Annotated in this window: 25 protein-coding genes and 1 pseudogene; 13 read left to right on the forward strand and 13 right to left on the reverse strand. The window is 69.4% G+C overall.

Annotation, left to right across the window (positions count from 1 at the left end; genetic code table 11):
* Positions 1 to 67: 67 nt before the first annotated feature.
* Together OX958_RS03795 and OX958_RS03800 are read left to right on the forward strand one after the other, a co-directional pair.
* Positions 68 to 769 carry a tyrosine-protein phosphatase gene (locus OX958_RS03795; RefSeq protein ID WP_270135748.1) on the forward strand — a complete coding sequence of 234 codons (702 nt, stop codon included), beginning with the start codon at positions 68 to 70 and terminating at the stop codon, positions 767 to 769.
* Positions 770 to 842: 73 nt separating this feature from the next.
* Positions 843 to 1340, forward strand: coding sequence for a DUF1707 SHOCT-like domain-containing protein (locus OX958_RS03800; protein ID WP_270135749.1), 498 nt, complete (start codon positions 843 to 845; stop codon positions 1338 to 1340).
* A gap of 25 nt (positions 1341 to 1365) precedes the next feature.
* On the opposite strand, the gene OX958_RS03805 is transcribed toward OX958_RS03800, so the two are convergent.
* Together OX958_RS03805 and OX958_RS03810 are read right to left on the reverse strand one after the other, a co-directional pair.
* Positions 1366 to 2214, reverse strand: a complete 849-nt coding sequence (locus OX958_RS03805; protein WP_270135750.1) for a hypothetical protein — start codon at positions 2212 to 2214, stop codon at positions 1366 to 1368.
* Complete coding sequence (locus tag OX958_RS03810; protein ID WP_270135751.1) at positions 2211 to 2810, reverse strand: RNA polymerase sigma factor; 600 nt, start codon at positions 2808 to 2810, stop codon at positions 2211 to 2213. The genes OX958_RS03805 and OX958_RS03810 overlap by 4 nt, the downstream gene beginning before the upstream one ends.
* A 243-nt stretch (positions 2811 to 3053) precedes the next feature.
* On the opposite strand from OX958_RS03810, the gene OX958_RS03815 reads away from it, so the two are divergent.
* The 4 genes from OX958_RS03815 to OX958_RS03830 are packed head-to-tail and all read left to right on the forward strand — an operon-like array spanning position 3054 to position 4936.
* Positions 3054 to 3383, forward strand: a complete 330-nt coding sequence (locus tag OX958_RS03815) for a hypothetical protein (RefSeq protein WP_270135752.1) — start codon at positions 3054 to 3056, stop codon at positions 3381 to 3383.
* Positions 3384 to 3401: 18 nt separating this feature from the next.
* Complete coding sequence (locus OX958_RS03820; RefSeq protein WP_270135753.1) at positions 3402 to 3734, forward strand: YnfA family protein; 333 nt, start codon at positions 3402 to 3404, stop codon at positions 3732 to 3734.
* A 15-nt stretch (positions 3735 to 3749) separates the two neighbouring features.
* Positions 3750 to 4301, forward strand: a complete 552-nt coding sequence (locus OX958_RS03825; RefSeq protein ID WP_270135754.1) for a GNAT family N-acetyltransferase — start codon at positions 3750 to 3752, stop codon at positions 4299 to 4301.
* Positions 4298 to 4936, forward strand: a complete 639-nt coding sequence (locus tag OX958_RS03830; RefSeq protein ID WP_270135755.1) for a hypothetical protein — start codon at positions 4298 to 4300, stop codon at positions 4934 to 4936. The genes OX958_RS03825 and OX958_RS03830 overlap by 4 nt, the downstream gene beginning before the upstream one ends.
* Here the strand turns inward: OX958_RS03830 and ptsP are convergent.
* The 5 genes and pseudogenes from ptsP to OX958_RS03850 form a co-directional block, all read right to left on the reverse strand.
* Positions 4929 to 6926: a phosphoenolpyruvate--protein phosphotransferase gene (ptsP, locus tag OX958_RS03835; RefSeq protein ID WP_333486514.1), complete on the reverse strand. Its 1998-nt coding sequence runs from the start codon at positions 6924 to 6926 to the stop codon at positions 4929 to 4931. The two genes, OX958_RS03830 and ptsP, sit on opposite strands and share 8 nt — an antisense overlap.
* A 3-nt stretch (positions 6927 to 6929) precedes the next feature.
* Positions 6930 to 7340: pseudogene (gene dhaM, locus OX958_RS35255) on the reverse strand (dihydroxyacetone kinase phosphoryl donor subunit DhaM); the annotation flags it as partial.
* Positions 7341 to 7344: 4 nt separating this feature from the next.
* Positions 7345 to 7965 carry a dihydroxyacetone kinase subunit DhaL gene (gene dhaL, locus OX958_RS03840; protein ID WP_270138981.1) on the reverse strand — a complete coding sequence of 207 codons (621 nt, stop codon included), beginning with the start codon at positions 7963 to 7965 and terminating at the stop codon, positions 7345 to 7347.
* 2 nt (positions 7966 to 7967) lie between these two features.
* Positions 7968 to 8972, reverse strand: a complete 1005-nt coding sequence (gene dhaK / locus OX958_RS03845) for a dihydroxyacetone kinase subunit DhaK (RefSeq protein ID WP_270135757.1) — start codon at positions 8970 to 8972, stop codon at positions 7968 to 7970.
* Positions 8973 to 9149: 177 nt separating this feature from the next.
* Positions 9150 to 9710, reverse strand: a complete 561-nt coding sequence (locus OX958_RS03850; RefSeq protein ID WP_270135758.1) for an RNA polymerase sigma factor — start codon at positions 9708 to 9710, stop codon at positions 9150 to 9152.
* 62 nt (positions 9711 to 9772) lie between these two features.
* Here OX958_RS03850 and OX958_RS03855 point away from each other — a divergent pair, with 62 nt between their 5' ends.
* Positions 9773 to 11518, forward strand: coding sequence for a serine/threonine-protein kinase (locus OX958_RS03855; RefSeq protein ID WP_270135759.1), 1746 nt, complete (start codon positions 9773 to 9775; stop codon positions 11516 to 11518).
* Between the two features lie 9 nt (positions 11519 to 11527).
* Positions 11528 to 11650 carry a hypothetical protein gene (locus tag OX958_RS03860; protein ID WP_270135760.1) on the forward strand — a complete coding sequence of 41 codons (123 nt, stop codon included), beginning with the start codon at positions 11528 to 11530 and terminating at the stop codon, positions 11648 to 11650.
* A 9-nt stretch (positions 11651 to 11659) separates the two neighbouring features.
* Here OX958_RS03860 and OX958_RS03865 read toward each other — a convergent pair whose 3' ends face one another.
* The 5 genes from OX958_RS03865 to OX958_RS03885 all read right to left on the reverse strand — a co-directional run bounded on the left by OX958_RS03865 (position 11660) and on the right by OX958_RS03885 (position 16061).
* Complete coding sequence (locus OX958_RS03865) at positions 11660 to 12367, reverse strand: hypothetical protein (protein ID WP_270135761.1); 708 nt, start codon at positions 12365 to 12367, stop codon at positions 11660 to 11662.
* 96 nt (positions 12368 to 12463) lie between these two features.
* Positions 12464 to 13204: a hypothetical protein gene (locus tag OX958_RS03870; protein ID WP_270135762.1), complete on the reverse strand. Its 741-nt coding sequence runs from the start codon at positions 13202 to 13204 to the stop codon at positions 12464 to 12466.
* Positions 13201 to 13812 (reverse strand): transcriptional regulator, encoded by a 612-nt coding sequence (locus OX958_RS03875; RefSeq protein ID WP_270135763.1) that lies wholly within the window; start codon positions 13810 to 13812, stop codon positions 13201 to 13203. Before OX958_RS03875 ends, OX958_RS03870 begins: the two co-directional genes overlap by 4 nt.
* Positions 13813 to 13858: 46 nt before the next feature.
* Positions 13859 to 15301, reverse strand: coding sequence for a family 43 glycosylhydrolase (locus OX958_RS03880; protein WP_270135764.1), 1443 nt, complete (start codon positions 15299 to 15301; stop codon positions 13859 to 13861).
* A gap of 79 nt (positions 15302 to 15380) precedes the next feature.
* Positions 15381 to 16061 carry a hypothetical protein gene (locus OX958_RS03885; protein ID WP_270135765.1) on the reverse strand — a complete coding sequence of 227 codons (681 nt, stop codon included), beginning with the start codon at positions 16059 to 16061 and terminating at the stop codon, positions 15381 to 15383.
* Between the two features lie 246 nt (positions 16062 to 16307).
* Here OX958_RS03885 and OX958_RS03890 point away from each other — a divergent pair, with 246 nt between their 5' ends.
* Together OX958_RS03890 and OX958_RS03895 are read left to right on the forward strand one after the other, a co-directional pair.
* A complete protein-coding gene (locus OX958_RS03890) occupies positions 16308 to 16541 on the forward strand; it encodes a hypothetical protein (protein WP_270135766.1) in 234 nt (77 codons plus the stop codon).
* Between the two features lie 116 nt (positions 16542 to 16657).
* Positions 16658 to 17854: a Gfo/Idh/MocA family protein gene (locus tag OX958_RS03895; RefSeq protein WP_270135767.1), complete on the forward strand. Its 1197-nt coding sequence runs from the start codon at positions 16658 to 16660 to the stop codon at positions 17852 to 17854.
* Positions 17855 to 17918: 64 nt separating this feature from the next.
* On the opposite strand, the gene OX958_RS03900 is transcribed toward OX958_RS03895, so the two are convergent.
* A complete protein-coding gene (locus OX958_RS03900) occupies positions 17919 to 18620 on the reverse strand; it encodes a GntR family transcriptional regulator (protein WP_270135768.1) in 702 nt (233 codons plus the stop codon).
* Positions 18621 to 18753: 133 nt separating this feature from the next.
* Between OX958_RS03900 and OX958_RS03905 the strand changes: the two genes are divergently transcribed.
* Genes OX958_RS03905 through OX958_RS03915 form a run of 3 tightly spaced genes read left to right on the forward strand, consistent with a single transcriptional unit; the run spans position 18754 to position 24033 of the window.
* A complete protein-coding gene (locus OX958_RS03905; RefSeq protein WP_270135769.1) occupies positions 18754 to 21657 on the forward strand; it encodes a UxaA family hydrolase in 2904 nt (967 codons plus the stop codon).
* A gap of 37 nt (positions 21658 to 21694) precedes the next feature.
* A complete protein-coding gene (locus OX958_RS03910; protein ID WP_270135770.1) occupies positions 21695 to 22585 on the forward strand; it encodes a fumarylacetoacetate hydrolase family protein in 891 nt (296 codons plus the stop codon).
* Positions 22582 to 24033 carry an aldehyde dehydrogenase (NADP(+)) gene (locus OX958_RS03915; RefSeq protein ID WP_270135771.1) on the forward strand — a complete coding sequence of 484 codons (1452 nt, stop codon included), beginning with the start codon at positions 22582 to 22584 and terminating at the stop codon, positions 24031 to 24033. The genes OX958_RS03910 and OX958_RS03915 overlap by 4 nt, the downstream gene beginning before the upstream one ends.
* Positions 24034 to 24039: the final 6 nt, after the last annotated feature.

Raw genomic sequence — 24039 nt, forward strand, 5'->3', positions numbered from 1 at the left:
TGACAACCGCCCGTACGCCGCACCGGCGTACGGGCGGTTGCTGCTGTCACGGCAAGATGGGGGCGTGATGAGCAGCTCGCGGGACCTGGAGTGGGACGGGGCGATCAACGCCCGGGACTTGGGTGGGTTGCCGGCTCGGTCCGGGGTGATCCAGCCGGGGCGGGTCTATCGGTCGGCCCGGCCCGATCTGCTGACCGACAACGGGTGGCAGCAGCTCGAGGACGCCGGTGTGACCACCGTGATCGATCTGCGCAACGACTACGAGCGGCTCGAAGTACGGGTGCTGGACGTCGTGCACCACCACCCGGTCGAGGATCAGCAGGACAGCGAGTTCATGGCGGTGTGGGGCGAGCGGCTCGACACCCCGGCGTACTACGGCGAGGCGCTCAGGCGCTGGCCCGGGCTGATCACGTCGGTGTTCGCGCGGATCGCGGACGCGCCGCCCGGGGGCGTGCTGGTGCACTGCAAGGCCGGCCGGGACCGGACCGGGATGATCGTCGCGATGCTGCTCACTCTGGCCGGTACGCCGGTGGCGGAGATCCTGGACGACTACGAGCTCGCCGTACGGACGATGAACGCGTACTACGCGGAGAACCCCGAAGCCGGTGAGACGGCCCTGAGCGAGTCGGCCCTCGAGTTGCACTGCGCGGACGCGTGCCTGGCGATGGTCGCGTTTCTCGGCTCCACCGACGTGGCCGGCTACCTGACCAACAGCGGACTGACCTTCGAGCAGCTCGAACGACTGCGGGAGCGGTTGCTGGCGGCCTGACTTCCCAACCTCCCTTCCGGTTGGGTCTCGCCCTCCCGGCTGGCACACTCGGGAGGAGGAGTGGGGTGTTTGGATGACCGATCGCTACAGAGACCGGCCGAAGACCGATCTGGCCAACCTGGCGGGCTATGCCGCCGCCGCGGGACAGGAGGCGCGGGCCGTTGCCGCGCGCCGCCGGATGATGCCGGTGCGGCTGACCGACGAGGAACGCCGGGTCGGTATCGACGAGCTCTCCGAGCAGTTCGCGATCGGCCGCCTCGACGAGGACGAGCTGCACCGCCGGGTCGACATCGTCAACGAAGCCGTCACGCACGCCGACCTCCAGCCGGCGTTCCACGGCCTCCCGTCCCCCGCGCTCTACGCGCCCACGCCCCGGAAGCCGGGCCGCTGGCGCTGGGCCGCCTTCGTCGGCATGGTCTGGCTCGCGATGCCGTTCTTCCTGACCGGGCTGGCCTTCCTCGTCTTCGGCCGCGAGATCGCCGCCGCGATCTTCGGCCTCCCCGCGCTGGCCCTGGTCGGCGTCACCTGGCGCTGGGCCAAGGCCCCGACGCGCCGATCCCGCCGAGCCTGAGGCCCGGCCGGAGCAGCGCCGGCGACTACTTCCGCGGCGCGGGACCGACGGACAGGACGACCTTGCCCGGCGAGTACGGCTCGGCGCCGTGGACGTACCAGCCGTCGTCCGGCTTGCCGATGTCGTCGAGCTTCCGGGCGTCGCTACTCGCGTAGTAGGCCTCCACCTGTACGCCCCTCGACCCGATCAGCGGCAGCACCTCACCGACGGTCTTGTTCTTGATCCTCAGCCCGGCGAGCGATTCACCCTTCTCGGTGGCCGACGACGACCTTTGCGAATACATCTCGCCTGGCTCGGCCGGCCGGCCGAACTGGATCTCGGTGTTGCCCCGGTAGTTCTTCGGTACCTCGAGCCCGTCCTGGCAGCCCGGATCGGACGCGTTCATCGTCCCGTTGCATTTCTCACCCGGCGCGAGGATGCGCAACTGGTCCAGCTGCCGCTCGTTGCCGGCGTTGAAGCCGATCATCCTTCCCACCGACGGCGGGCTGACCGGGATCGCTTCGACCTTGACGTTCAGGCCCATCTTCTTGAACTCGGCGTTGTACCGCTTCGGATCGGCACTCGGGTCGACCACCCGGACGATCAGCTTGTCGCCGAGCTCGGTGAAGGACAGCGCCTGCGGCTGGTTCTGCGCGGGCCCGTCCAGCACGGCCGCGGCGACCACGCCGGCGATCAGCAGCGTGCAGGCGGCTGTCAGGACCAGCCGCGGGCGGGACGGCCTACGGCGTGGGGCCAGGGTGGTGACTGGGGTGGTGTCCTCGACAGAGGCACTGGTGATGCCGTCGGACAGCTCGCCCCAGGCCGCGTCGCTGATCGTGGTGCTGCGGGTGGGGTCAAGGCCGCGCGTGACGGCGTCGAGGTCATGCGTCTTCATGAAAAGTCTCCTCTCTGAGCGACCAGCGACTGGTTGGCGAGCGGAGCGGTCAGCAACTTGGCGAACCGCTTCCTGGCGCGGTGCAGCCTGATCCGTACGGCGTTGCGCGTGATCCCGAGCGTGATCGCGATCTGGACGGTACCGAGCTCCTCCCAGGCGACCAGGGACAGCAGTTCCCGGTCCTGCTCCGGCAAGGCCCGGAAGGCGATGGCCGCTGGGGAGTTGTCGGTGAGCGTGGTCGTGGGTTCACCCGTCTCGGTCAGCTCGTCGCGGAGCCGGTCGGCGAGGGCGTGCCTGCGGCCCTCGCCGCGGTGATGGTTGGCGAGCACCCGTCGCGCCACGCCGTACAGCCAGGGTCTGGTCTCGTCACCCGCCGGTACGTCGTCCAGTCGGCGCCAGGCCACCAGAAACGTGTCCGCCAGCAGGTCGGCGGCGTCCTGCCGGTCCCCGGTCCGGCGAAGCAGGTAGCCGAGCACCGCCTCCCGGTTGGCCGCGAAGAGCTGCTCGAACCTCTCCCGCCGGCGATCCCGCGGTCCGTCGCCCACGCCCGCCTCGCTCACTGGCCCCGGCCGGGCCCTCGTCGGTGTCTGCGTCATAGCCTGCACATGTCCGGCACCCCACGCCCCCATTTCACCCCACCGGCGTGCAAGCGTTGATCTTTCTGCTGGTCGCGGCCTGGGGCATCCGCTACCTGTTCACCGCAGCACACGCGGTGAACGTCATGGCTGGACTTCCTGGCCGTCGGCATCGCGCTCTACCGGGCCGCCAGCTCTGGCGGGACGCATCCGGCCGGTTGACCGGCTCGGCTGGGAAACTGTCGGAGACCAAGGGGGAGTTGGATGGCTGACGAGGCGCAGGTGCACGCGGTACTGACCGCACTGACCGAAGGACCGATGACGGCGGACCGGGTGGCGGCGTCGACGGGGCTGGCTGAGGACGCGGCAACGAAAGTGCTGGACCATCTCGTCTCGGCGGTGCAGGTGGCGGTCGTGCAGCAGAGCGAGGGGCTGCCGAAGTACAAGCTGACGCCGAACGGCGTGCGGGAAGCCGAGCAGAACGAGCGCCCACAGGACCGGCCGCGAGACCAGCACGCCCCCGGATCCGCCACCGGCCTCTGGTCGTTCCTCACCAGCTTCTGGACCTCGCAACGCAACGACCGGCGCGATTGAGCGCATAGCCTGCTTCGCATGACCGTACTGCGTTCGATGGGGTTGTTCGGGGTTGCCGCGGTGGCCGAGATCGGGGGTGCGTGGCTGGTGTGGCAGGGGGTCCGGGAGCAGCGGGGGGTGTTGTGGGTGCTCGGCGGGATTGTTGCTCTGGGCGCCTATGGGTTCGTCGCGACGTTGCAGCCGGATCCGAACTTCGGCCGCATCCTGGCTGCGTACGGCGGAGTGTTCGTGGCCGGGTCGCTGGCCTGGGGAGTGCTGTTCGACGGGTTCCGGCCGGACCGGTGGGACCTGGCGGGAGCAGTCGTGTGTCTCGCCGGAGTAGGGCTGATCATGTACGCGCCGCGCGGCTGAAATAGCCTGACCTTCGTGGAGCCCGTGCAACGCCTGGCCGTGCCCGCGGACGCCCCTGCCATCGCGGAGCTGATGCGGGAGTCCGTGCTCAGCCTGTTCCCGGCGTACTACGACCAGGCGCAGGTGGCCAGCGCCGTCGTGCACATCGCCGGGCTCGACCTCGCCCTGATCGAGGACGGCACGTACTACGTGCACGAGGCCGGCGGCGAGATCGTCGCCTGTGGTGGCTGGAGCCGCCGCAACAAGCTCTTCAACGGTTCGGTGGCGGGCGCCGACGAACGGCTGCTCGACCCGGCGACCGAGCCGGCCAGGATCCGCGCGATGTTCGTCCGCGGTGACTGGACCCGGCGCGGTCTCGGCCGGGCGATCCTGACCGCTTGCGTCGACGCCGCCCGGACCGCCAGGTTCACCCGGTTGGCGCTGATGGCGACGCTGCCCGGCGTACCGCTCTACAAGTCGTTCGGCTTCACCGAGGTCGAGCCCGCCGAGCTGACGATGCCTGACGGCGTCGTCCTGGCCGCGGTGGCGATGGAACGCGCAGTTGATCTGAACGGAGACGCACGATGACCGCAGGCACCACCGTCCAGGCCCCCGACGGCACCGAGGTGGTGCTGGGCGAGATCGGCACCCGGGTACTGCTGAAGAACTCCCGCGTCCGGGTCTGGGAGGTTTCGCTCGCGCCCGGCGAAGCGCAGGGCTGGCACCTCCACCACAACCCGTACGTCGTTCTGTGCCTGGCCACCTCGCCTTGCCACATGGACTGGCTCGACGGCAGCCCGGCCCGCCAGTTGAGCGAAACCATCGGTGGTTCGGTCTACCGGCCGGTCTCTCCCGTGCACATGCTCACCAACGACGGCGATGCGCCGTACCTGAACCGCCTGATCGAGCTGCTGGACCTGGGCGAGGAGGGCTCTGGCGAGCCGCACAGCTCCACTGCCTCGGGCGTCGGCGCGTTCGCGGGTGTCGGCGAGGTTCCGGTCAAGGTCGTCATCGACGAGGCCGACGTCCAGGTTCTCCACCTCACGCCCGACGCGGGCGAGACCTACACCTGGAACGCCGGCGCGCACCCGACGCTGATCGCCGACCTCGACACCGCCTGCCCGGACGTCACCTACCTGGAACCCGGCGACACCTACGCCTTTCCTGCCAAGGACTCCCGCACCAACGGCTTCAACCTGGTGGAGCTGCGCTACCTCAGCTGAAGCGAACTCGATCAGTTGACCGGGTGCGGACGGCGCTCGCGCTCTCGAGGGTGAGCGCCTTGGCGGCGAGCGCGGTTGCGGTGGTGAGGTCGGTTCGGCGTAGGCGAGCCTTGATCGTCGGCACCTGAGGGCCGACCGCGCTCAGCTCGTGGACGCCGAGTCCGGCCAGCAGTACTGCGGCGTCCGGGTCACTCGCCAGGTCGCCGCAGACAGCAACCTCGACTCCTGCGGGCACGCCGCGCACCACGTGGTCGATCAGCTGCAGCACCGCCGGGTCCAGCCCGTCGGCCAGCCCAGCGACCGCGCTGTTGCCGCGGTCGGAAGCTGTCGTGTACTGCGTGAGGTCGTTGGTGCCGATGCTGACGAAGTCCAGCCCGGCTGCCAGCGTGGCGATCCGCAGCGCAGCCGCGGGCACCTCGATCATGATGCCGACCTTCAGCCCCTCAGGCGGATCCAGAGCCTCGAGTTGCTGCAGCGCCCACTCCACCTCCTCAGCGGTCGTGATCATCGGGAACATCACTCGAACCGGCGTCTCGGCCGCCACCTGACAGATCGCCTTCAACTGGTCCCGCAACAGCTCCGGCCGCCGCCGGAACACCCTGATCCCACGCTCACCGAGGAACGGGTTCGCCTCCCGCTCCTGCGGCAGGAAGGCAAGCGGCTTGTCACCGCCGACGTCCCAGGTCCGGATCGTGATCGGCTTCCCGCCGAACGCTGCCGCGATCGCCCGGAACACCTCGGCCTGCTCCGCGACACTCGGCGCCACCCGCCGCTCGCCGAACAGCACCTCGGTCCGCACCAGGCCGGACCCGTCAGCGCCGCGGGCATCGACGGCATCCTGCACCGATCCGACATTCGCCAGCACCGCGATGGTCCGCCCGTCGACGGTCACCGCGGGCTGCTCGGCCTCCGCCAGCGCCGCTTCGCGCTCAGCCGCACGTGCGCGCAGCGCAGTACGCAAGCTTTCGCCGCCGTCCGCCGGCTCGACGACGAACTCGGCCGCCCGCGCATCGAACCCGACCAACGCACCGGCCGGCACCGCCACGTCACCGATGCCGGTCATCACCGGGATGCCCCGCGATCGCGCCACGATCACCCCGTGCCCGGTCGTCCCAGCAGCCCGTACGGCGATCCCGACGATCCGCTCGGCATCGACAGCCGCCGCGGTCGCCGCATCAAGCTCCCGTACGACGAGCAGCCCACTCGCGTCCCGCGTCGTCTCGCTCTTACCGGTCAGCGCGCGCAGTACCCGATCGCGGACGCTCCGCACGTCCTGCGCGCGCTCCCGCTGGTAGGGGTCGTCCAGTTCGTCGAAGCGGATGGCGACGGCATCCAGCGCCGCCTTCCACGCGGCCGGCGCGCTCTCACCCGACTCGATCGCCTGGAACACCACGTCGAGCGACTCCGCGTCGTCCAGCAAAGCCAACTGGGCCTCGAAGATCGACGCTTCCTCAGTACCGATCGTCCTGGCCGTCTCGTCCCGCAACCGAGTCAGCTGCTCTTCGGCCGCCCGCCGCGCATCCTGCGCCCGCTCCCGCTCGACCTCGGCAGCACCCGGCTGGTACCCGCTCAGCTCGACCTCGCCGTCAGCCACGATCGCCACCCCGACCGCAACGTCAAGCCCAGACCCGCTCTTGCCGGCCAAGACCTGCCCCGCCGTACCAGCCTCCGCGCCACCCACCGCCGGCGCATCATCGAAGCCCCGATCAGCCAGCGCCCGCAGCGCCGCCACCGCATCGTCCGCCTGCGGCCCACTCGCGCTGATCCTCAGCCGATGGCCCTGCTGAGCGTTGAGCGTCGCCACCAAACTCAGACTGCCCGCGTTGACCGGCCCTTTCCCGGTGGTCAGATTCGTCAACGTCACCTGAGCATCGAACTGCTGCGCCAGCCGCACGACCTTCGCCGCCGGCCGGGCATGCAGCCCATGTTCGTTGCTAACAGCAACTTCATCGAAGCTCCCGGACTCCTCCACCGCAGCAGCCTCGGCCACAACAGCATCACCCAGATGATCCTGCTTCCCAGCCAACCCCCGCGAAGCCTCCGCCAGTACCGCGTCCAGCGTCGCCCCGGTCGAGGCCGTCACCACGGCAGCGACCAGCCCTTCCACCAAAGGCGCACTGGACAACTTCACCCGACCGGCGACCTCAGGATCGACGAACTCCAAAGCCATCTCGGCACTCAGCACCGCGCTGCCGAGATCCAGCAGCACCAGCACCCCGTCCGGACTGTCCGCCGCCGCGATCGCCTCGGCAACCGCCGCGGCATCCGTCCCGAAGGTCGTCTCGTCCAGCCCGGCGGCCACCGCGATCTCCGGTCGATTGCCGTCAGCAACCATCTCTGAGGCCAGCCCCACCGCCGCATCGGCCAAGGCCCGGCTGTGCGACACCACCACGATCCCGATCAAAGGATCATGCCAGCGTGCGTGCGGCCGACTCCAGTAGCAGAGTCGTGCTGGTGGCGCCCGGATCCTGATGCCCCGCGCTGCGCTCGCCGAGGTAGCTCGCCCGGCCCTTCCGCGCGACCAGTGGCGTCGTGGCGTCGCGCCCCTTCGCCGCAGCCTCCGCCGCGGCAGTCAGAGCCCCACCAAGGTCGGCGCCGCTCGCGACGGCAGCGTCGTACGCCTCCAGTGCCGGCGCCCAGGCGTCGTACATCGTCTTGTCGCCGAGTTCCGCCTTGCCGCGCGCAAGAATGCCGCCGACGCCTGCCTTCAGCGCCTCGCCGACGGTCGCGGGCGTGACTTCGACCCCGGCCAACGCAGTACCGAAGCGCAGCAGGAACGTGCCGTACAACGGTCCGCTCGCCCCACCGACCTTGCTGACCAGCGTCATTCCGGCCTTCTTCAGCAACTCGTCGACCGACTCGAAGCTGCTCTCGTCCAGTACGGCGACGACGGCGGCGAACCCGCGATCCATATTGCTGCCGTGGTCCGCGTCACCCACCGCCGAGTCGAGCTCGGTCAGGTACGCCGCGTTCTCGTGCAGCACCCGGGCGGAATCACGCAGCCAGTTCGCGAAGTTCTCCACTCCCATGCTCACGCCCCCCAGCGTAGGCCCGGGGTGTTCACCGGCGCGTCCCAGAGACGTACCAGTTCGTCGTCCACCTTCAGCAGGGTGACCGAGCAGCCGGCCATCTCCAGCGAGGTGATGTAGTTGCCGACCAGTGAGCGGGCCACGGTGATGCCGGCCCGGTCCAGCAGTTGCTGCACCTCGTTGTACATCAGATAGAGCTCGAGCAACGGCGTACCGCCCATGCCGTTGACGAAGGCAATCACCGAATCGCCTTGCTGGTAAGGCAGATCGCCGAGGATGGGATCGACCAGCAGGGCGGCGATGTCCTTGGCCGGTGCCAGCGGCAACCGTTTGCGGCCGGGCTCACCATGGATGCCGACGCCGACCTCCATCTCGTTGTCGGCCAGCTCGAACGTCGGCTTCCCGGCGGCCGGCACGGTGCACGAGGTCAGCGCCATCCCCATGCTGCGGCCGTTGTCGTTCACCCGCTTCGCAAGATCGGCGACCTCCTGCAGCGGTCGGCCCTCCTCGGCCGCGGCACCGACGATCTTCTCCAGCAGCACCGTCACGCCGACGCCCCGGCGGCCGGCCGTGTAGAGGCTGTCCTGGACCGCGACGTCGTCGTCGGTGACGACGGACAGTACTTCGGTCCCGGCGTCGGCGGCGGCCAGTTCGGCGGCCATCTCGAAGTTCATCACGTCGCCGGTGTAGTTCTTCACGATGTGCAGCACCCCGGCGCCCGCGTCGACGGCCTTCGTGGCGGCCATCATCTGGTCGGGAACCGGCGAGGTGAAGACCTCACCCGCGCACGCGGCGTCCAGCATCCCGAGCCCGACGAACCCACCGTGCAGCGGCTCGTGCCCGGACCCACCGCCGGAGATCAGCCCGACCTTCCCCGAGCGGGGCGCGTCCTTGCGGTAGACGATCCGGTTCTCCAGATCGACCCGGAGGCGATCAGGGTGCGCCGCGGCCATTCCCTGCAGCGCTTCACTCACAACATCGGCAGGGTCGTTGATGAGCTTCTTCATGGCACCCATCTGAGCACACTGCACGCCCCGAAGGGAGCCCCTCAGACGGTTTGCTCCGCCGCCACGTCCGACAGCAACGGATTCGCCCGCGCCGGACGACTCAGAGTGAGCATCGGAGCAGACCAACCAGCCACCGCCCACCACCGCGTGGGCGGAGCCGCCCAACCGCCGCTGCTCTCAGTCTTTGGGGCGAAGCAGCGGCCGGACGACCTCGCGGGCGTCGTGGATGCGCGACTTGATCGTCCCGAGCGGGGCGCCGACCTCTTTGGCGATCTCCTCGTAGGAGAGCCCGTAGACGTCGCGGAGGACCAGCGGGGTGACCATCTGCGGGCGGTCGCGCTCCAGCGTCTCCAGCGCCTCCAGCAGGTCCAGGCGGGTGCCGGCGATCACGCTGGTGGTGCGGGGGTCCGGCTTGTCCAGCTGCTCGGGGTTGTGCGCGGCCTGCGCGGTGCGCTTCAGCTTGCGGTACGTCGAGCGGGCCGAGTTGGCCGCGACCGAGTGCACCCAGGTGGAGAAGCTGCTGCGGCCGGAGTACGTGTGGATCTTGGTGGCGATGTTGAGCAGCGCCTCCTGGGCCGCGTCCTCGGCGTCCGCGGAGTACGGCAGCACACTGCGGCAGATCCGCAGGACGCGCGGGTGGACCAGCCTGAGCAGGTCGTCCATCGCGTGTTTGTCACCACCGACGGCGCGCTCGGCCAGCACGGCCAGGTCGTCGGTCGGACTGCTGCTGTCGCTCATCTGCGCCTTCGTTGTCATCGGTCCCCAGGACGAGGGACTCCACATACTCCATAATGCCTCCTATGGGGGTCCCATCCAGACTTGGCAGGTACGTCGTGCGCCGCCGCCTGGGCTCAGGCGGTTTCGCAACGGTATGGCTCGCTCACGACGAGCAACTGGACGCCGAGGTGGCCGTCAAGGTGCTGGCCGACAACTGGGCCCACGACGACTCGGTCCGCCGCCGCTTCCTCGAGGAGGGGCGGTTCCTGCGCCGGGTCGAGTCCGAGCACGTGGTCCAGGTCCACGACGTGGGGGAACTGGAGGACGGCAGACCGTTCCTGGTGCTCACCTACGCCGACCGCGGCACGCTCGCCGACCGGCTGAAGAAGGAGCCGCTGCCACTCGAGCCGGCCATCGGAGTCATCGTCCAGGTCGGTCGCGGCCTGCAGGCGCTGCACCGCCGTGGGCTGCTGCACCGCGACGTGAAGCCGGCCAACGTGCTCTTCCGCAGTACCGACGACGACGGTGAGCGAGCGGTCCTGTCCGACCTCGGGCTGGGCAAGTCCCTCGACGAGGTGTCGAGGATCACCATGCCCGGCGGTACTCCGTCGTACGTCGCCCCCGAGCAGGCGCTGGGCGAGCGGCTCGACCAGCGCGCCGACCAGTACTCGCTGGGCGCCGTCGCCTACGCGGCACTGACCGGGCGCTCACCGCACCAGGTGGACGGCCTGGGCGCTGCCGGCCGGGTCAAGGCAGCTCCGCCGCCGAGCTCGCTGGGCTTCGACGTCCCCGAGCGGGTCGACGCGGCGATCGTCCGCGCGCTCGACCCGGATCGGCAGAAGCGCTGGCCGGACATCGAGTCCTTCACCCGCGAACTGGTCGGTGGCCTCGACGAGACCACCCAGATCTTCGGCCCGGACACGGTCGCCGGTGCCGCGATGGCCGCCCTGATGACCACTCCGGTCGCCACCATCCCGGCGCCGTTGCCGGCCAGCCCGTCGACGGCACCGCCAACCGGTGAGCCGGACGAGGCGGAGGACGGCGAGAAGACCGCGCTGAGCGAGTCGAACGCCCCGACCGTCATCGGGACCGGCACGGCGACGGTCCCGGCCGACGCGGCCGGCGCCCCGATCGCCGACCCCGCAACGCCCGCGGCCGCGGCCGCAGGCACCGGTACGCCGAACGCCGGCGCCCCGGGCGCTCAAACCACTGCCACTGCCGATGCCGCCGATGCCGCGACCGCCTCGCCGCCGCCGTCGGTGCAACACCCCTCACCCCAGCCACCCCGACGCCGAGGACGCTGGGTCGTGGCCGCGCTGCTGGCCCTGATCCTGGGGGCGGGCGGCGGCTTCGGCGTCGAGCGTTACCTGGAGACGATCCAGACGACGAAGGTGGCCAGAGACAACTTCTCCGTCGAGCTGCCGCGGAAGTGGGCGAGCGTCGTGACCGCCTCGGTCTGGCGTCCGCCGGGTGCCGCCGCGGACCGGCCTGCCTTCCGGGTCAGCAAGGACGACCGCTGGAATCTGCCCGGGAACAGCACCCCGGGTGTCTTCGTCGGGGCGATGAACGACGCCGCCGATCCGGTGTTGGCGCTGCCGGACGCCGGCAGCTACGGCTGTGGCTCGGTGGGGCCTGTTCAGACCGTCGCCAATGGGCCGGGCCGAATCGTGATCGACCAGATTTCCGAGAATTGCTCAAACGGCACTACGCTGCTCCAGCGAGTAGTCGACACGGGGGCCGACGACTCGGTGCTCATCCAGGTCCAGGTGCCTGGATCCGAGCGTGCCAAGGCCGTCGAGGTGGCTGATTCGGTCACCTTCTCCAGCTGAAGGATCCCCGTGAGAGTTGTCGCCGACCGGCTGCGTCCGTCCCCTGCCCTGATCCAGTCGAGCCGCCGCCGGTTCTACCGCGTGCGCTCGGTCATCTTCCGCACCATCTGGCCGGTCGACACCGGCGTCTAGGGCGCACGGTCAGGCGGGCGAGTCGGAGCGGGTGGCCGACCCGGAAGCCTCGTCCAGTACGGCCAGCAGAGCCGCTCGGTCCTGCGGCAGGCCGGTGACCGCGATCTCGAGGATGCACAGCTTCTTCGGGTTCGCCACCCACCGGATGACGGCGTACTTGAGATAGCCACGGTCGGCGTAGGTGTAGGCCAGCGTCGCGTCGCCGCTCTTGGGGTCGACCACGTCGGACTTGATCGTGATCGCCTTGTCCACCGTCAAGGCCTTCAGTTGGTCGATCCTGACCGACAGGGACTCGGCCGGCGAGCGGTTGATGGTGAAGCCGCCCTGCACCCGGACCGCGCGCTTGCGTTCCGGCTCGTTGAACCGCATGTCCTTCGGCGGGACCAGCTGGACCATCTCCCACCGCTCCGGCACCCGGAGGCTGACGTGTGAGGCGACCACGCTGGTGACGGTGAACGCGCGCGTCCGGTACTCGATCTCGTCCGCTCGCAGTGGCTCACTGTCGTCCAGCGCGAGCTTCGGGGGAGTCGGCGTCGGCGAAGGCGTGGGCGTCGTCTGCGCAGTGGTGGTGGCCGGCGCCAGCGGCATTGCCGCGGCGCCTCCAGCCTCCGTGGAGTTCGTCAGCCGGCCGGCCCCGTAGCCCCCGGCTCCCCCCAGCAGGGTCACCACGAGCAGGCCGGAACCGAGCAGCACGCGTCCGACACCCCTACCGGCCACGACCACTCCTCCTCCTGGTCCGTTCCCGCATCGTCTCTGACACCGTAGACCGCCGAATGGTTCGCTCTACGTCACCTCTGGTTCGCAACAGCCGCCTCAGTCGCGGATCCGGACCGACGAGGTGGCCTCGGCGAGGATGCGCTCCAGCGCCTTCTGCTCCTTCGGCAGCCCGGTGACGCTCATCGAGATCGTCGCCAGGTCGCCGTCGCCGGTCGCGACGAACCGGACGATCACGTACCGCGAGGTGGCTCCCGGAATGTAGGTGTACACCAGGGTCGCCACCTGCCGCAGCTGACCGTCGCTGTCCTTGACCTGACCGGAGCCCTGGAACAGCGGCCGGACGAAGTTCTGGTACGGCTGGCTGGACTGGACATTGGTCAGCACGTCCTGCAACGCCTGCTGCACCGGCTTGTCGGGGGTCAGTGCCGACTCGATCCGGATGGCGCGTTCACCGCTCGCGTCGACGAACCTGACCTCGCTGGGCTTGTCCTTGGAGGGCGTGAGTTGCCAGCCGGCCGGCACCTTGATCGACAGCTTGACCTCACCGGCGACCTCGCTGCTGACGGTGAAGTTCCGCGTCCTGAACTCCAGGTCGGTGCTGACCAGCGGTTCCAGCGGGTTCGGCTGCGGAGTCTTGCGGATCAACGGCACCGACGGCGTCGCCGACGGGCTCGGCGAAGGTGGCGGAACAGTCTGACCGGCCGCGGATCCAGCCAGCGGCGCGGCAGGGCCGGACGCCTCCGCGCGCTGGTTGAGCAGCGGGCCGGCCCAGTAGCCGCCGCAGGCACCGACGAGTGCCAGCAGAACGATCCCGCTCACCAGGACGGGCGTCTTCATTCGGTGACCAGGTCCCAGAAGGCGAGCTCGAACCGCAGTACCCGGTCGAAGGCCTGGGCCATCGCCGGAGTCAGCGGTTCGCGGTCGACCAGAGCGGCCAGCTGTTCGACGTACGCCGCGAACTCCGGCGACGACCAGTTCGCGATGAAGCCGGCGTACTGCGTGTCCGGGCCGGTCGTGTCGCGCACCGAGGCCCAGGCGTCGTAGTACGCCTTCTCCACCGCGTACAGCACCGTGATGCCGACCGCCCAGCCGTCGTCGACCGAGGTGAACAGGTACGACGAGTAGCCCAGGTTGAGCAGCGACGGCTCACCGGTCAGGTCGACGCCGCGCTCGGCGGCCGCCCGCTCGAACAGGGCGAGCTCCGGGACGAGCGCGGCCAGACCACCCGCCAGGACCTTCCTGGCCCCGTCGTCGGGAGCCACCGCGGACAACGCTTCGAGGTACCGCTGAAAGGAGCGGACGAAGAAGTGGTCCTCGGCGATCCAGCGATCGAAAGTGGCCTTGGGCAACGATCCGGCGGAGGTCCGGGAGACGAACGGGTGGTCCAGGATCCGCTGCCGGACGGCTGCCTGGGTGGTCAGCAGGGCGCGGGTGGTCTCAAGCACCTCGCTATCTTCTCAGGCATCTCCCGGCCGGTCTCACTGAAACCTTTCACGAGTAGGTCTCGATTCGGTCGAGACTGATCACCGAGCTACTGGCGGACGGGTTCTTCTCGCCGGTCACCCGGATCCTCAGGGTGTGCTGGCCGGCCGGGAGCGTCGGGCTGACATAGACGGGTTGTTCGCCGACCCGGATCGAGCTGTAGTAGTCGACGCGTTGCTCCGGACCGCCGTCGATCGAGATCCCGGCGATGCCGTTGCCGACGTCCAGCACGCTGAGCAACGCGATCTTGGTTCCGGTGAAGCGGATCGTGGCCGAGGCGCCCGCCTGGTTGCTCCAGTGGTCGTTGCCCCAGAAACACTGGTTCCCGCAGCCGGAGCCGGACGACCAGCTACCGGCGTACTGGACCTGGTTCTGGCCGGCGCCGACGTCGGTGTCGTTGATCACCGAGGTGACCGCGCCCGGGTCGCCCGACGGCAGGTTCTGTGTGGCGCCAGCTGCGAGCGGGCTGCCGAGGTTCGGGGTGCCGTCCGCATTCCAGCCGATCTTCTGGACCCGCGAGGTACGGAACGCGTAGGTGTAGGTGCTGGTGTTCTTGCCGTGGTAGGCGATCCAGTCCTCGGTGCCGTCGGGTGACCGGAAGAACGAGTGGTGTCCCGGTCCCCAGACGCCGGTGGCGTTGTTGCGGGCGAAGATCGGGCCGGGGTGCTGGACCCAGTTCGCGGCGACCATCGGGTCGGCGCCGTTCGCGATGCTCTTCATCCACAGCTGGTAGTCCGGCTTGCCGGTGTCACAACTGGAGTAGGTGAGGAAGGTCCGCCCGTTGCGGTACAACGGCGTCGGGCCTTCCCGTACTTCGCTGCAACCCCCGGCGGCCGGGATCGCCACCCTCGCGCCGGTAGCGGTCCACGGATTGCTCATTCGGCTGATGTAGAGCTGCGCCGGCCCACCCTGGCCGCGACCGGGTCCGGTCCAGACGAAGTACTGCTGGCCGTTGTGGGTGATCGGTTCGCCGTCGATCGCGTACTCGCCGAAGTCCGCGATCTTCGCCTTGAAGCTGTACGGACCGGTCGGGTCGTCGCCGGCCGACTCGAGCACGTACATCCGGTGGTTCGCGTCCACGCCGTCGGAGGCGGTGTAGTAGATGTACCAGCGGTTGCCGACGTGCCGGAAGGCCGGTGCCCACAGCTGGGTGTTGCGACTCGGGTCGGGGTCGCGCCAGACGACCTTCTCGGGCGCGACCAGGAGGTTCGCCAGGCTGGGCGACGACCAGATGCCGATGTGATCACCGGTCGTGGTCGCCACGTGGTACCGGCCGCCGTAGTGGAACAGCGACGGATCGGCACCCGGATTGACGGGGTTGCGGAAGGTTCGCGCGAGGACCGCGTTGTCCACGGTGTTCTCCAGTACCGGCGCGGAGGTGGCCGGCAGTCCAGTCAGCAGTACGGCGGCGGCGAGGGCGGCCGTGAGCACAGCGGGGCGGATGAGACTCATAGATCGTTTTACAACGTTGGAACCCAGTTCGTAAACCGTTCACACCACGATCGAATGTTCTGGGGTCCCCACTCCCTGGCTAGCCCGCTTGCTGCAGCGGCGCCGGCCGGGCCGGGTGAAATCTGTTGCTTAAAGCAACCAATGTCTCGGTCAGCAGCGCCACCCGCGGCGCGACCAGTTCGTGCTCGAGCAGCTGGGTCTCACCGGTCAGCTCGTACTCGCGGGCGCTGTCGGCCACCAGGTTGAGCAGCTCGGTGTTGCTGCGCAAGGTCAAGCGCTGCAGAGCGATCCGGTGCGCGGCGACACCGCAGAGCCGGCCGGGTCGCCGTTCGCCGACGACCAGTTCGGTCCATGCGGCCGTGAGCTGGACGGACAATCCGGTCAGCCAGGGCTGAACAGCGGCGCCCACCCGGGACCGATAGGCCTCGAGCCACGGTGAGCACTGCCCGTGGCTGGGATCGACGGTGAAGGTGGCCGGCGTCGTACCGTCGGCGACGACCGCGCGCACCAGCGCCACGTTGTCCCGGATGGTCGCGAACCGCGGTGACTCACCGAAGAGATCCAGCTCGTACTCGACCAGGATGCCGGTCCGCCGCAGGGTCTGTACCGCGACCAGCAGCTCGCGCAGCCGCGCGTTGTCGCCGGCGATCCCGGTCAGGTCCAGCCGGACGAGGTAAAGCCCGCGCTTGCTCAATCCCTGGAGGTCCCGGGCCGCGACTTCCCGCGGCGAACAGGACAGGCTCCACAGATCAGACTCCATGGTCCCCCCACGATGCCGATCGACTGAGTTCAAGGTCCGCCAGTGGGCCGGGGATGTCAAGGGCGAGGGGTGCCGCGAACCCCTTGCAGGACAGGGAATTCGTGGCTCTGCGTGAGCGGTTGCTCACTACCTGCAGGAGTAGCCAGCTGGGGTGTTCGGCAAATAATCTTTACCAAGATTTAGGCGTGACGTTCGATAGAGCCGGTCGTTGAGCTGTCAGACAGTTTCCCTGGGGAAGGCCCGCTTGTGCACCGATTCAACCCACCACCCAGCTGGCCCGAGCCGCCGACCGCCTCCTGGCGTCCGCCGCTCGGCTGGGAGCCCGACCCCGAGTGGCCGGACGCGCCGGCCGGCTGGGGTTTCTGGATCAACCGGCACGGCCGCAAGGCCAGTGGCCCGATCGGCGCGTACGGCGCTGTTGACGGTGGCCGCCTCGATCTCGCGACTGCCGATCGCGCGCTGCTGTTGATGCACAACTGACCTGCGGCCCGGTCGGCCTGTCGCTCGGCCGAGCCTGTGCGCGATCCGATCGGCCCGGCGTTCCAGTGTCCGGAATTGTTCTTACATGTTCGATGAATGTGTGATTGCCTTGGTTCATGAGCATCAGCATCGGCGTGGTCGGAGCCGGCCAGTTCGCCCCCTCGTTCCTGCGCTTGTGGTCGGCGCATCCTGACGTCGACGACGTCCGCCTGACCGATGTCCTGCCGGACCGCGCCAGAGAACTGGCCGGGAAGCAGAACGTCTCGGTCACCTACCAGTCCTTCGAGGAGATGCTCGCCTCGGACGTCGACGCGGTGGCGATCTTCACCCAGCGCTGGCTGCACGGCGAGATGGCGATCCAGGCGCTCGAGGCCGGCAAGCACGTCTACTCGACCGTCCCGATGGCCATCGAGGCCGACCAGATCGCGCGCATCGTCGAGTTGGTCGAGGAGACCGGCCTCACCTACATGATGGGCGAGACGAGCTTCTACTACCCGTCGTCGGTCTACTGCCGTCAGCGTCTCTCCGCCGGTGACTTCGGCCGGGTCTTCTACACCGAGGGCGACTACGTCCACGACATGGATCTGGGCTTCTACTCGGCGTACCAGTACAGCGGTGGTGAGGACTGGAAGAAGACAGCCTCCTTCCCGCCCATGCTCTACCCGACCCACGCGGTCGGCAACGTGCTGTCGGTGACCGGCCAGCACGCCACCCACGTCTCCTGTATCGGAGTGCGGGACGACCGCGGCGACGGCGTCTTCGACAAGGAGATCAGCCAGTTCGACAACGACTTCAGCAACGCGACCGCGCTGTTCAAGCTGGCCGACGGCGGCATCATGCGTACCAACGAGATGCGCCGCGTCGGCTACCCGTCGCACCTGCGGGAGTCGCGGCTGCGCGTCTTCGGCACCGAGGCGAGCTTCGAGCAGTTGGCGACCACCACGCTCTGGCAGACCAAGGAAGGCGTGGAGGACATCACCACTCTGATGGAGACCGAGCCGAGCGGCTCCCTCGACGACGCCGATCTGGCCAACGTCGACCCGGCGCTGCGCGACGCCTTCCGGTCCGGCCTCTCACCGGTGCACGACCGCGACCGGCTGCCGGCCGAGTTCGCCGGTCTCCACAACGGCCACGAGGGCTCCCACCACTTCCTCGCCGACGACTTCGTCCGCGCCGTCGCCGACAAGACCCTCCCGCCGATCAACGCCTGGGTCGCCGCCCGCTACACCCTCCCCGGCATCTACGCCCACCAGTCCGCCCTCCAAGGCGGCACCCAACTGGAAATCCCCGACCACGGCGACGCCCCCGCCTAACCGCAGCCAGAGTTACCTTCGCGACTGAACAGTTACCCCCGGCTCGTACCGGGGGTAACCATCCTTAGCTGGGGGGAACTTGCGCGGGTTCGTAGATCTTGCGCAGGCGGAGGGACATTGAGTTGTCGAGGTGTGTGGTCATCGCAGCTTCGGCTGCAGCGGGGATGCCGGAAGTGATCGCGTCGACGATCTGGCGGTGCTCCACCAAGACCTCCGGGCCGGTGTCGCGGTCGTAGTGGAGGCGGAAGATGTGCAGGTGGCAGTGGGTCCGCTGGAAGGCGAGCCGGACCTGCTCGCTGCCGGAGAGTGCGGCGATCAGCGAGTGGAAGCGGTTGTCGTGGGCCGTCAGTGACTTGTAGCCGGCGTAGTCGACGGAGGTCGGCTCCACGGCCGTCGCCAGCTCGGCACGGAGGCGGTCGCGGCCGGCGTCGTCGACCAGTTCGGCTGCCCGCCGCGCCGCCCAGGGCTCCAGCAGCAGGCGGAAGCGGTACAGATCGTCGAACTCGGTCAAGGTGAGCAGCGGCGTCGCGCGGTACCCCTTGAGCGGCTCCTTGTCGGCCAGCCCCTCCGACTCGAGTCTCGCCAGCGCCTCCCGGACAGGCGTGGACGACACCTGGAAGTCCCGGGCCAGGCCGTCGATCGAGATTCGCGCGCCAGGCCGGATCGCGTGGTCCATCAGCATCGTCTTGATCGCCTCGTACACGTCGTCGGCGAGCATCTGCCGGCGCAGCAGGCGGCGATCCTGTGGCTCCACGGTCGGATTCATCGGGCCCATTCTCCAGGGACTGGTCGTGCCCTTGACCCAGCCCGCGCAGTTCGGCAGGGTGGCACTGGTAATCATGCATCATGCACGATTCATCGTGCCCAAGCCAGCAGTCGGTCACCCGGAGGCGGAAACGATGCTCAGGTTCGACGAGATCGGCGTACTGCCCGAGCCGGGGGACAACGTCGCCATCTCGTCCCGCCGGCTCGAGGCCGGCACGGTCCTCGACTTCGCCGGTACGCCGGTGACGTTGCCGCACACCGTGCTCGAAGGTCACCGGTTCGTCGCCCGCCCGGTCGCGACCGGCGAGCCGCTGCTGTCGTGGAACACCCCGTTCGCTCGCGCGCTCCGTGATCTCGACGTCGGCGACTACGTCTGTACGCCGACCAGCCTCGCCGCCGTGGCTGCCCGCGGCGTGGCGGGCCTGCCCGCGGAGCCGAGCGCCGAGAACGAGCCGCTCGACCCGTACGAACTCGACGAGTCGGCCGTCAGGCTCGGGCAGCAGGTCACTTCCGTCGAGCAGCCCGGGACGTTCCTCGGATATCCCCGGGAGCAGGGACCGGCGGGGACCCGCAACCACGTCGTGCTGCTGGCGACGAGTTCGCGCAGCAGTGGCTTCGTGACCGAGTTGGCCAAGCGTTTCGCGGGGACGGACGGGATCGTCGTACCGGTGGCCCACACCGAAGGCGGCGAGGACGGTACGCCGAACAACCTGCCCTTCCTGCTGGCCACGTTGGCCGGGTTCGCGCTGAACCCCAATGTCGGCGCGGTGCTGATCGTCGACACCGAGGGCGATCTCGTTTCCGGCCGGGCGATCCAGGAGTTCATGACCGAGCACGGGTATCCGCCGATCCGGGTGCCGCACGCCTACTTCACCCGCAGAGCCGGTTTCGAGTCGGATCTGGTGGCGGCCGGCCGGTTGATCGAGCCGTGGCTGCCGGTCGTCGCGGCGCAGGAGCGGCAGGAGGTTCCGCTCGCGGATCTCTGGATCGGCCTGCAGTGCGGGGGATCCGACGCGTTCTCAGGCGTCAGCGCGAATCCGCTGTCGGGGGCGGTGGCGCGCGAGGTGATCCGGCACGGCGGAATCGCCGTACTGGCTGAGACCGACGAGCTGATCGGTGCCGAGGGCTACGTTCTCGAGAACGTGCGGGATCTGCCGACGGCCCGGCGGTTCCTGCGGACGATCCAGTCCTTCAAGGATCGCGTCGGCTGGCACGGGCATACCGCCGAGGGCAATCCGTCCGGCGGCAACGTGTACCGCGGGCTCTACAACATTGTGCTCAAGTCGGTCGGGGCCGCGCGCAAGCTGGATCGCGACGTCCGGCTGGACCACGTGATCGACTACGCCGAGCGGATGCCCGGCCACGGGTTCGTTTTCATGGACAGTCCCGGCAATGACCTGGAGTCGGTGGCCGGTCAGGTCGCCAGCGGCTGCAACCTGATCTTCTTCACCACCGGCAACGGCTCGATCACCAACTTCCCGTTCGTCCCGACGATCAAGTTCGTCACGACGTCGGCCCGCTACGCACTGCTGCACGCCGAGATGGACGTCGACGCCGGCCGCTACCTGACCGGCACCCCGATGGACGACCTCACCGCCGAAACCTTCGCGCTGACCGTCGAGATCGCCTCCGGTAGGCCGAGCGCGGGCGAACGCGCCGGCCACAGCCAGGTCTCCATCTGGCGCAACTGGCGCCAGAACGGCCCCCGCGAAGGCATCTCGATCACCACCGACGGCCGCACCACCCGCAACATTCTCGACCTCCCCGCCGAAGACCGGGACGCACCTCTTGCCGGTACCCCGCTGCAGCTCGCCGGCTCCGCCGGCTCGCAGGAAGGTGGGGCGGAAAGCTTCGCCGCCCCAGAAGCGCCAGCCTCCGGCGGTGAAGCGACGACCTCTTCCGCCGCGCCCAAAGCGCCGGCCTCCTCCGCCGCGCCCGCCCGTGAAGCGCCAGCCGCGGCCTCCGAACGGCCGGCCACCGTCGCCGCCGCGCCCGCTCTCAGCGCCGCTGGCCCGGCAGGCGCCACCGGTTTGCGGCTGTTGCGGGTGGACGACCGGGTTGTCCCCGAGGCTGTCGGCCTCATTCTTCCGACCAGCTTGTGTTCGGGGCAGATCGCTTTGCGGCTTGCCGCGCAGGGGGAGCTCGAGCGGTGGGCGGGAGATTCCGTCACCAGGATGGTGGCGTTGCCGCACACCGAAGGCTGCGGATCCAGCGGGGGAGCGTCCGAGGAGACGTTCGCGCGGACCATGCTCGGATATCTGCTGCACCCCAACACGCGCCTGGCGCTGCTGCTCGAGCACGGGTGCGAGAAGACGCACAACGACTACTTCCGGTCCCGGCTGGTCGAGGCCGGCGCCGATCCGTCGCGGTTCGGCTGGGCGAGCATCCAGGCCGACGGTGGTCTCGACGCCGTCACCGGCCGGGTGCGTGACTGGTTCGGCAGCTTCGACCTGCCTGCACCGCAAGAGGTCCGGAGCACTTTGGGCGAGCTCACCATCGCCCTCGAAGCACGCGGTCGGTTGACCACCCCGACCGCCGAGGCGCTGGCGATCACCGGCCGCGAGATCGTCGCGGCGGGCGGCTCGGTCGTGCTCTCCTCCCGCGGCGCCCTGCTGGCCAGCGAAGCCTTCCGGTACGCCGCCTTCGGCTCTCCCGCCGAGGTTGGCCCCACGATCGCCCACGGTCAGCGGTTCACCGCGAACGGCTGGCACGTCATGCGCATGCCCGGTACCGACTGGATGGAGACCGTCACCGGCTTCGGCGCGGGCGGGGTGCAGCAGGTCGTCGCGCATGTTGCCGGTGGCACCTTGTCGGCCCAGCGATTCGTTCCGGTCGTGGAGTTCAGCAACGACCCCGAGACAGTCGCGCAGTACGGCGACGACCTGGATGCCGTTGCCTCAGGCAACGCATTGGAACAGGCATCGGTCGCGCTGCAGGCGATCGCGGCAGTGGCCGGCCGGCAACTGGTACCGAAGGCGGTTGCGTCCGGCAACGTCGGCTTCCAGATCACCCGCGGTCTCCTCGGCACCTCCATGTGACCTCCCGCTCTCCCGACAGCTCGAAAGGTGGACCCAGATGCATTTGGTCCGGTACCTGCTCCCTGGACAACGCCCGCAGGCCGGCGTCCGAACCGGTGACGTGGTGGCGTCGATCGACGGGATCACCACGATGGCGGAGCTGTTGCGGCTGAGCGTTGCGGATCTCCGTGAGGCGACCAGCCGCCTCGGGGACGGCGTACCGGTGGCCGACGTGCAACTGCTCCCACCGCTCGACGGGCGCGGCGAGGTCTGGTGCGCGGGCGTCACCTACGAGCGCTCCCGCGGCGCGCGGATGGAGGAAAGCACCGAACAGTCCGTCTACGACCGCGTGTACTCCGCCCCGCGCCCCGAACTGTTCCCGAAGTCACCCGCCTGGCGGCTCGTCACCGATGGTGAACAGATCGGTATCCGGGCCGACTCGGGTCACGACGTACCGGAACCCGAGCTCGCGATCGTCGCCAGCAGCCACGGCGAGATCGTCGGCTTCACCGTCTGCAACGACGTCAGTTCCCGCTCGATCGAGGGCGAGAACCCGCTCTACATCCCGCAGGCCAAGGTCTTCGCCGGCGGCTGCGCGCTGGCCACCGGGATCCGCCCGGTCTGGGAGGTCGCCGACCCCAAGGCGCTGACCATCGACCTGGTGATCCGCCGCGACGGCGCCGACGTCTTCACCGGTACGACGTCCACCCAGCAGCTCGTCCGCGACCTGCAGGACCTGATCGACACCCTGGTCGGGCCCAACGACTTCCCCGACGGAGTGATCCTCGCCACCGGGACCGGGATCGTGCCCGAACTGGACTTCGCGCTGCGCGCCGGTGACCAGGTGGCGATCTCGATCAGCGAGGTCGGCACGCTGACGAATACGGTGGCAGTCGGCCGGGAACCATTCGCCTTCCTGGCAGCGCAGACCCTGGAGGAGAACCGATGACGTCCGACACCACCCCCGCCCAGCTCGAGCAGGCCCTGAGCGACGCGGCGGCCGCAGCCGGGCCGCTGGCCGCGTCGGAGCCCGCCGTACGGGCCGAGTGGATCCGCGCGGTAGCCGATGCGCTCGACGCCGCCGCGGACGACCTGGTACCGATCGCGATGCGGGAGTCGTCGCTGCCCGAGCCACGGCTGCGCGGTGAGGTCGCGCGCAGCACCGGACAGTTGCGCCTGTTCGCCGACGCGCTGGCCGAGGGATCGCTGCTCGAGATCATCATCGACACGGCGGACCCGGAGGCCAAGCCGGTACCGCGGCCCGACCTCCGGCGGGTGCTGGTGCCGCTCGGCCCGGTGCTGGTGTTCGCTGCCAGCAACTTCCCGTTCGCTTTCAGTGTCTGCGGCGGCGACACCGCCTCCGCGCTCGCAGCGGGCTGTCCGGTGATCGTCAAGGCACACCCCGGGCATCCGGAGCTGTCGGAGCAGACCGCCGCGGTGATGATCGAGGCGCTCCGCAGCGCGGGTGCGCCGGCCGGGACGTTCGGGCTGATCCAGGGGTACGACGTGGGCGTGACCGCGCTGAAGGATCCGCGGATCACCGCGGCCGGCTTCACCGGTTCGGTGCCGGCCGGCAAAGCGCTGCACGAGATCGCGGCGACGCGGCCGGAGCCGATCCCGTTCTACGGTGAGCTCGGCAGCCTCAACCCGGTCTTCGTCACCCAGGCGGCAGTCGATGCCCGAGGCAACGAAATCGCCACCGGGTACGTCGGGTCGTTCACGCTGGGGGTCGGTCAGTTCTGCACCAAGCCCGGACTGCTCTTCCTGCCGGCCGGGCACGGGCTGCAGGACCAGCTGGCCGAGGCCACCGGCGCGGTCGCCCAGGCGACGATGCTGACCGAACGGATCGCCTCGGGCTTCTCCTCCGGCCTCGACCGGCTACGCAAGGTCGACGGGCTCCGGGTGCTGAGCGACGGCCCCGCGACACTGCTCGGGACGACGGTCGCCGAGTTGCTGGAGCGTCGCGAGGAGATCCTGGAGGAGTGCTTCGGTCCGGTCTCGATCGTCGTCGAGTACTCGTCGGCCGCCGAACTGACCGCCGCCGTCGAGGCCTTCGAAGGCAACCTCACCGCGACCGTCCACGCCGAGGCCGGCGACGAGGAGCTGGCTCGCGAGCTGCTTCCGCTGCTGACCGCGCGGGCCGGCCGAGTCCTGTGGAACGGCTGGCCGACCGGCGTCGCCGTCTCCTGGGCTCAGCACCACGGCGGGCCGTTCCCGTCCACGGTCGGCTCGATCCACACCAGCGTCGGAACCACCGCCGCTCGCCGCTTCCAGCGACCGGTCGCCTATCAGGATCTTCCCGACGCGGTCCTTCCTGCCGTACTCCGCGACGCCAATCCCGGGGGCGTTCCCCGGCGGATCAACGGAGTCATCAGCACCACCGACGTACCGCGCTGACCCAGC

The organism is Kribbella sp. CA-293567 (assembly GCF_027627575.1).
Lineage (GTDB): Bacteria > Actinomycetota > Actinomycetes > Propionibacteriales > Kribbellaceae > Kribbella.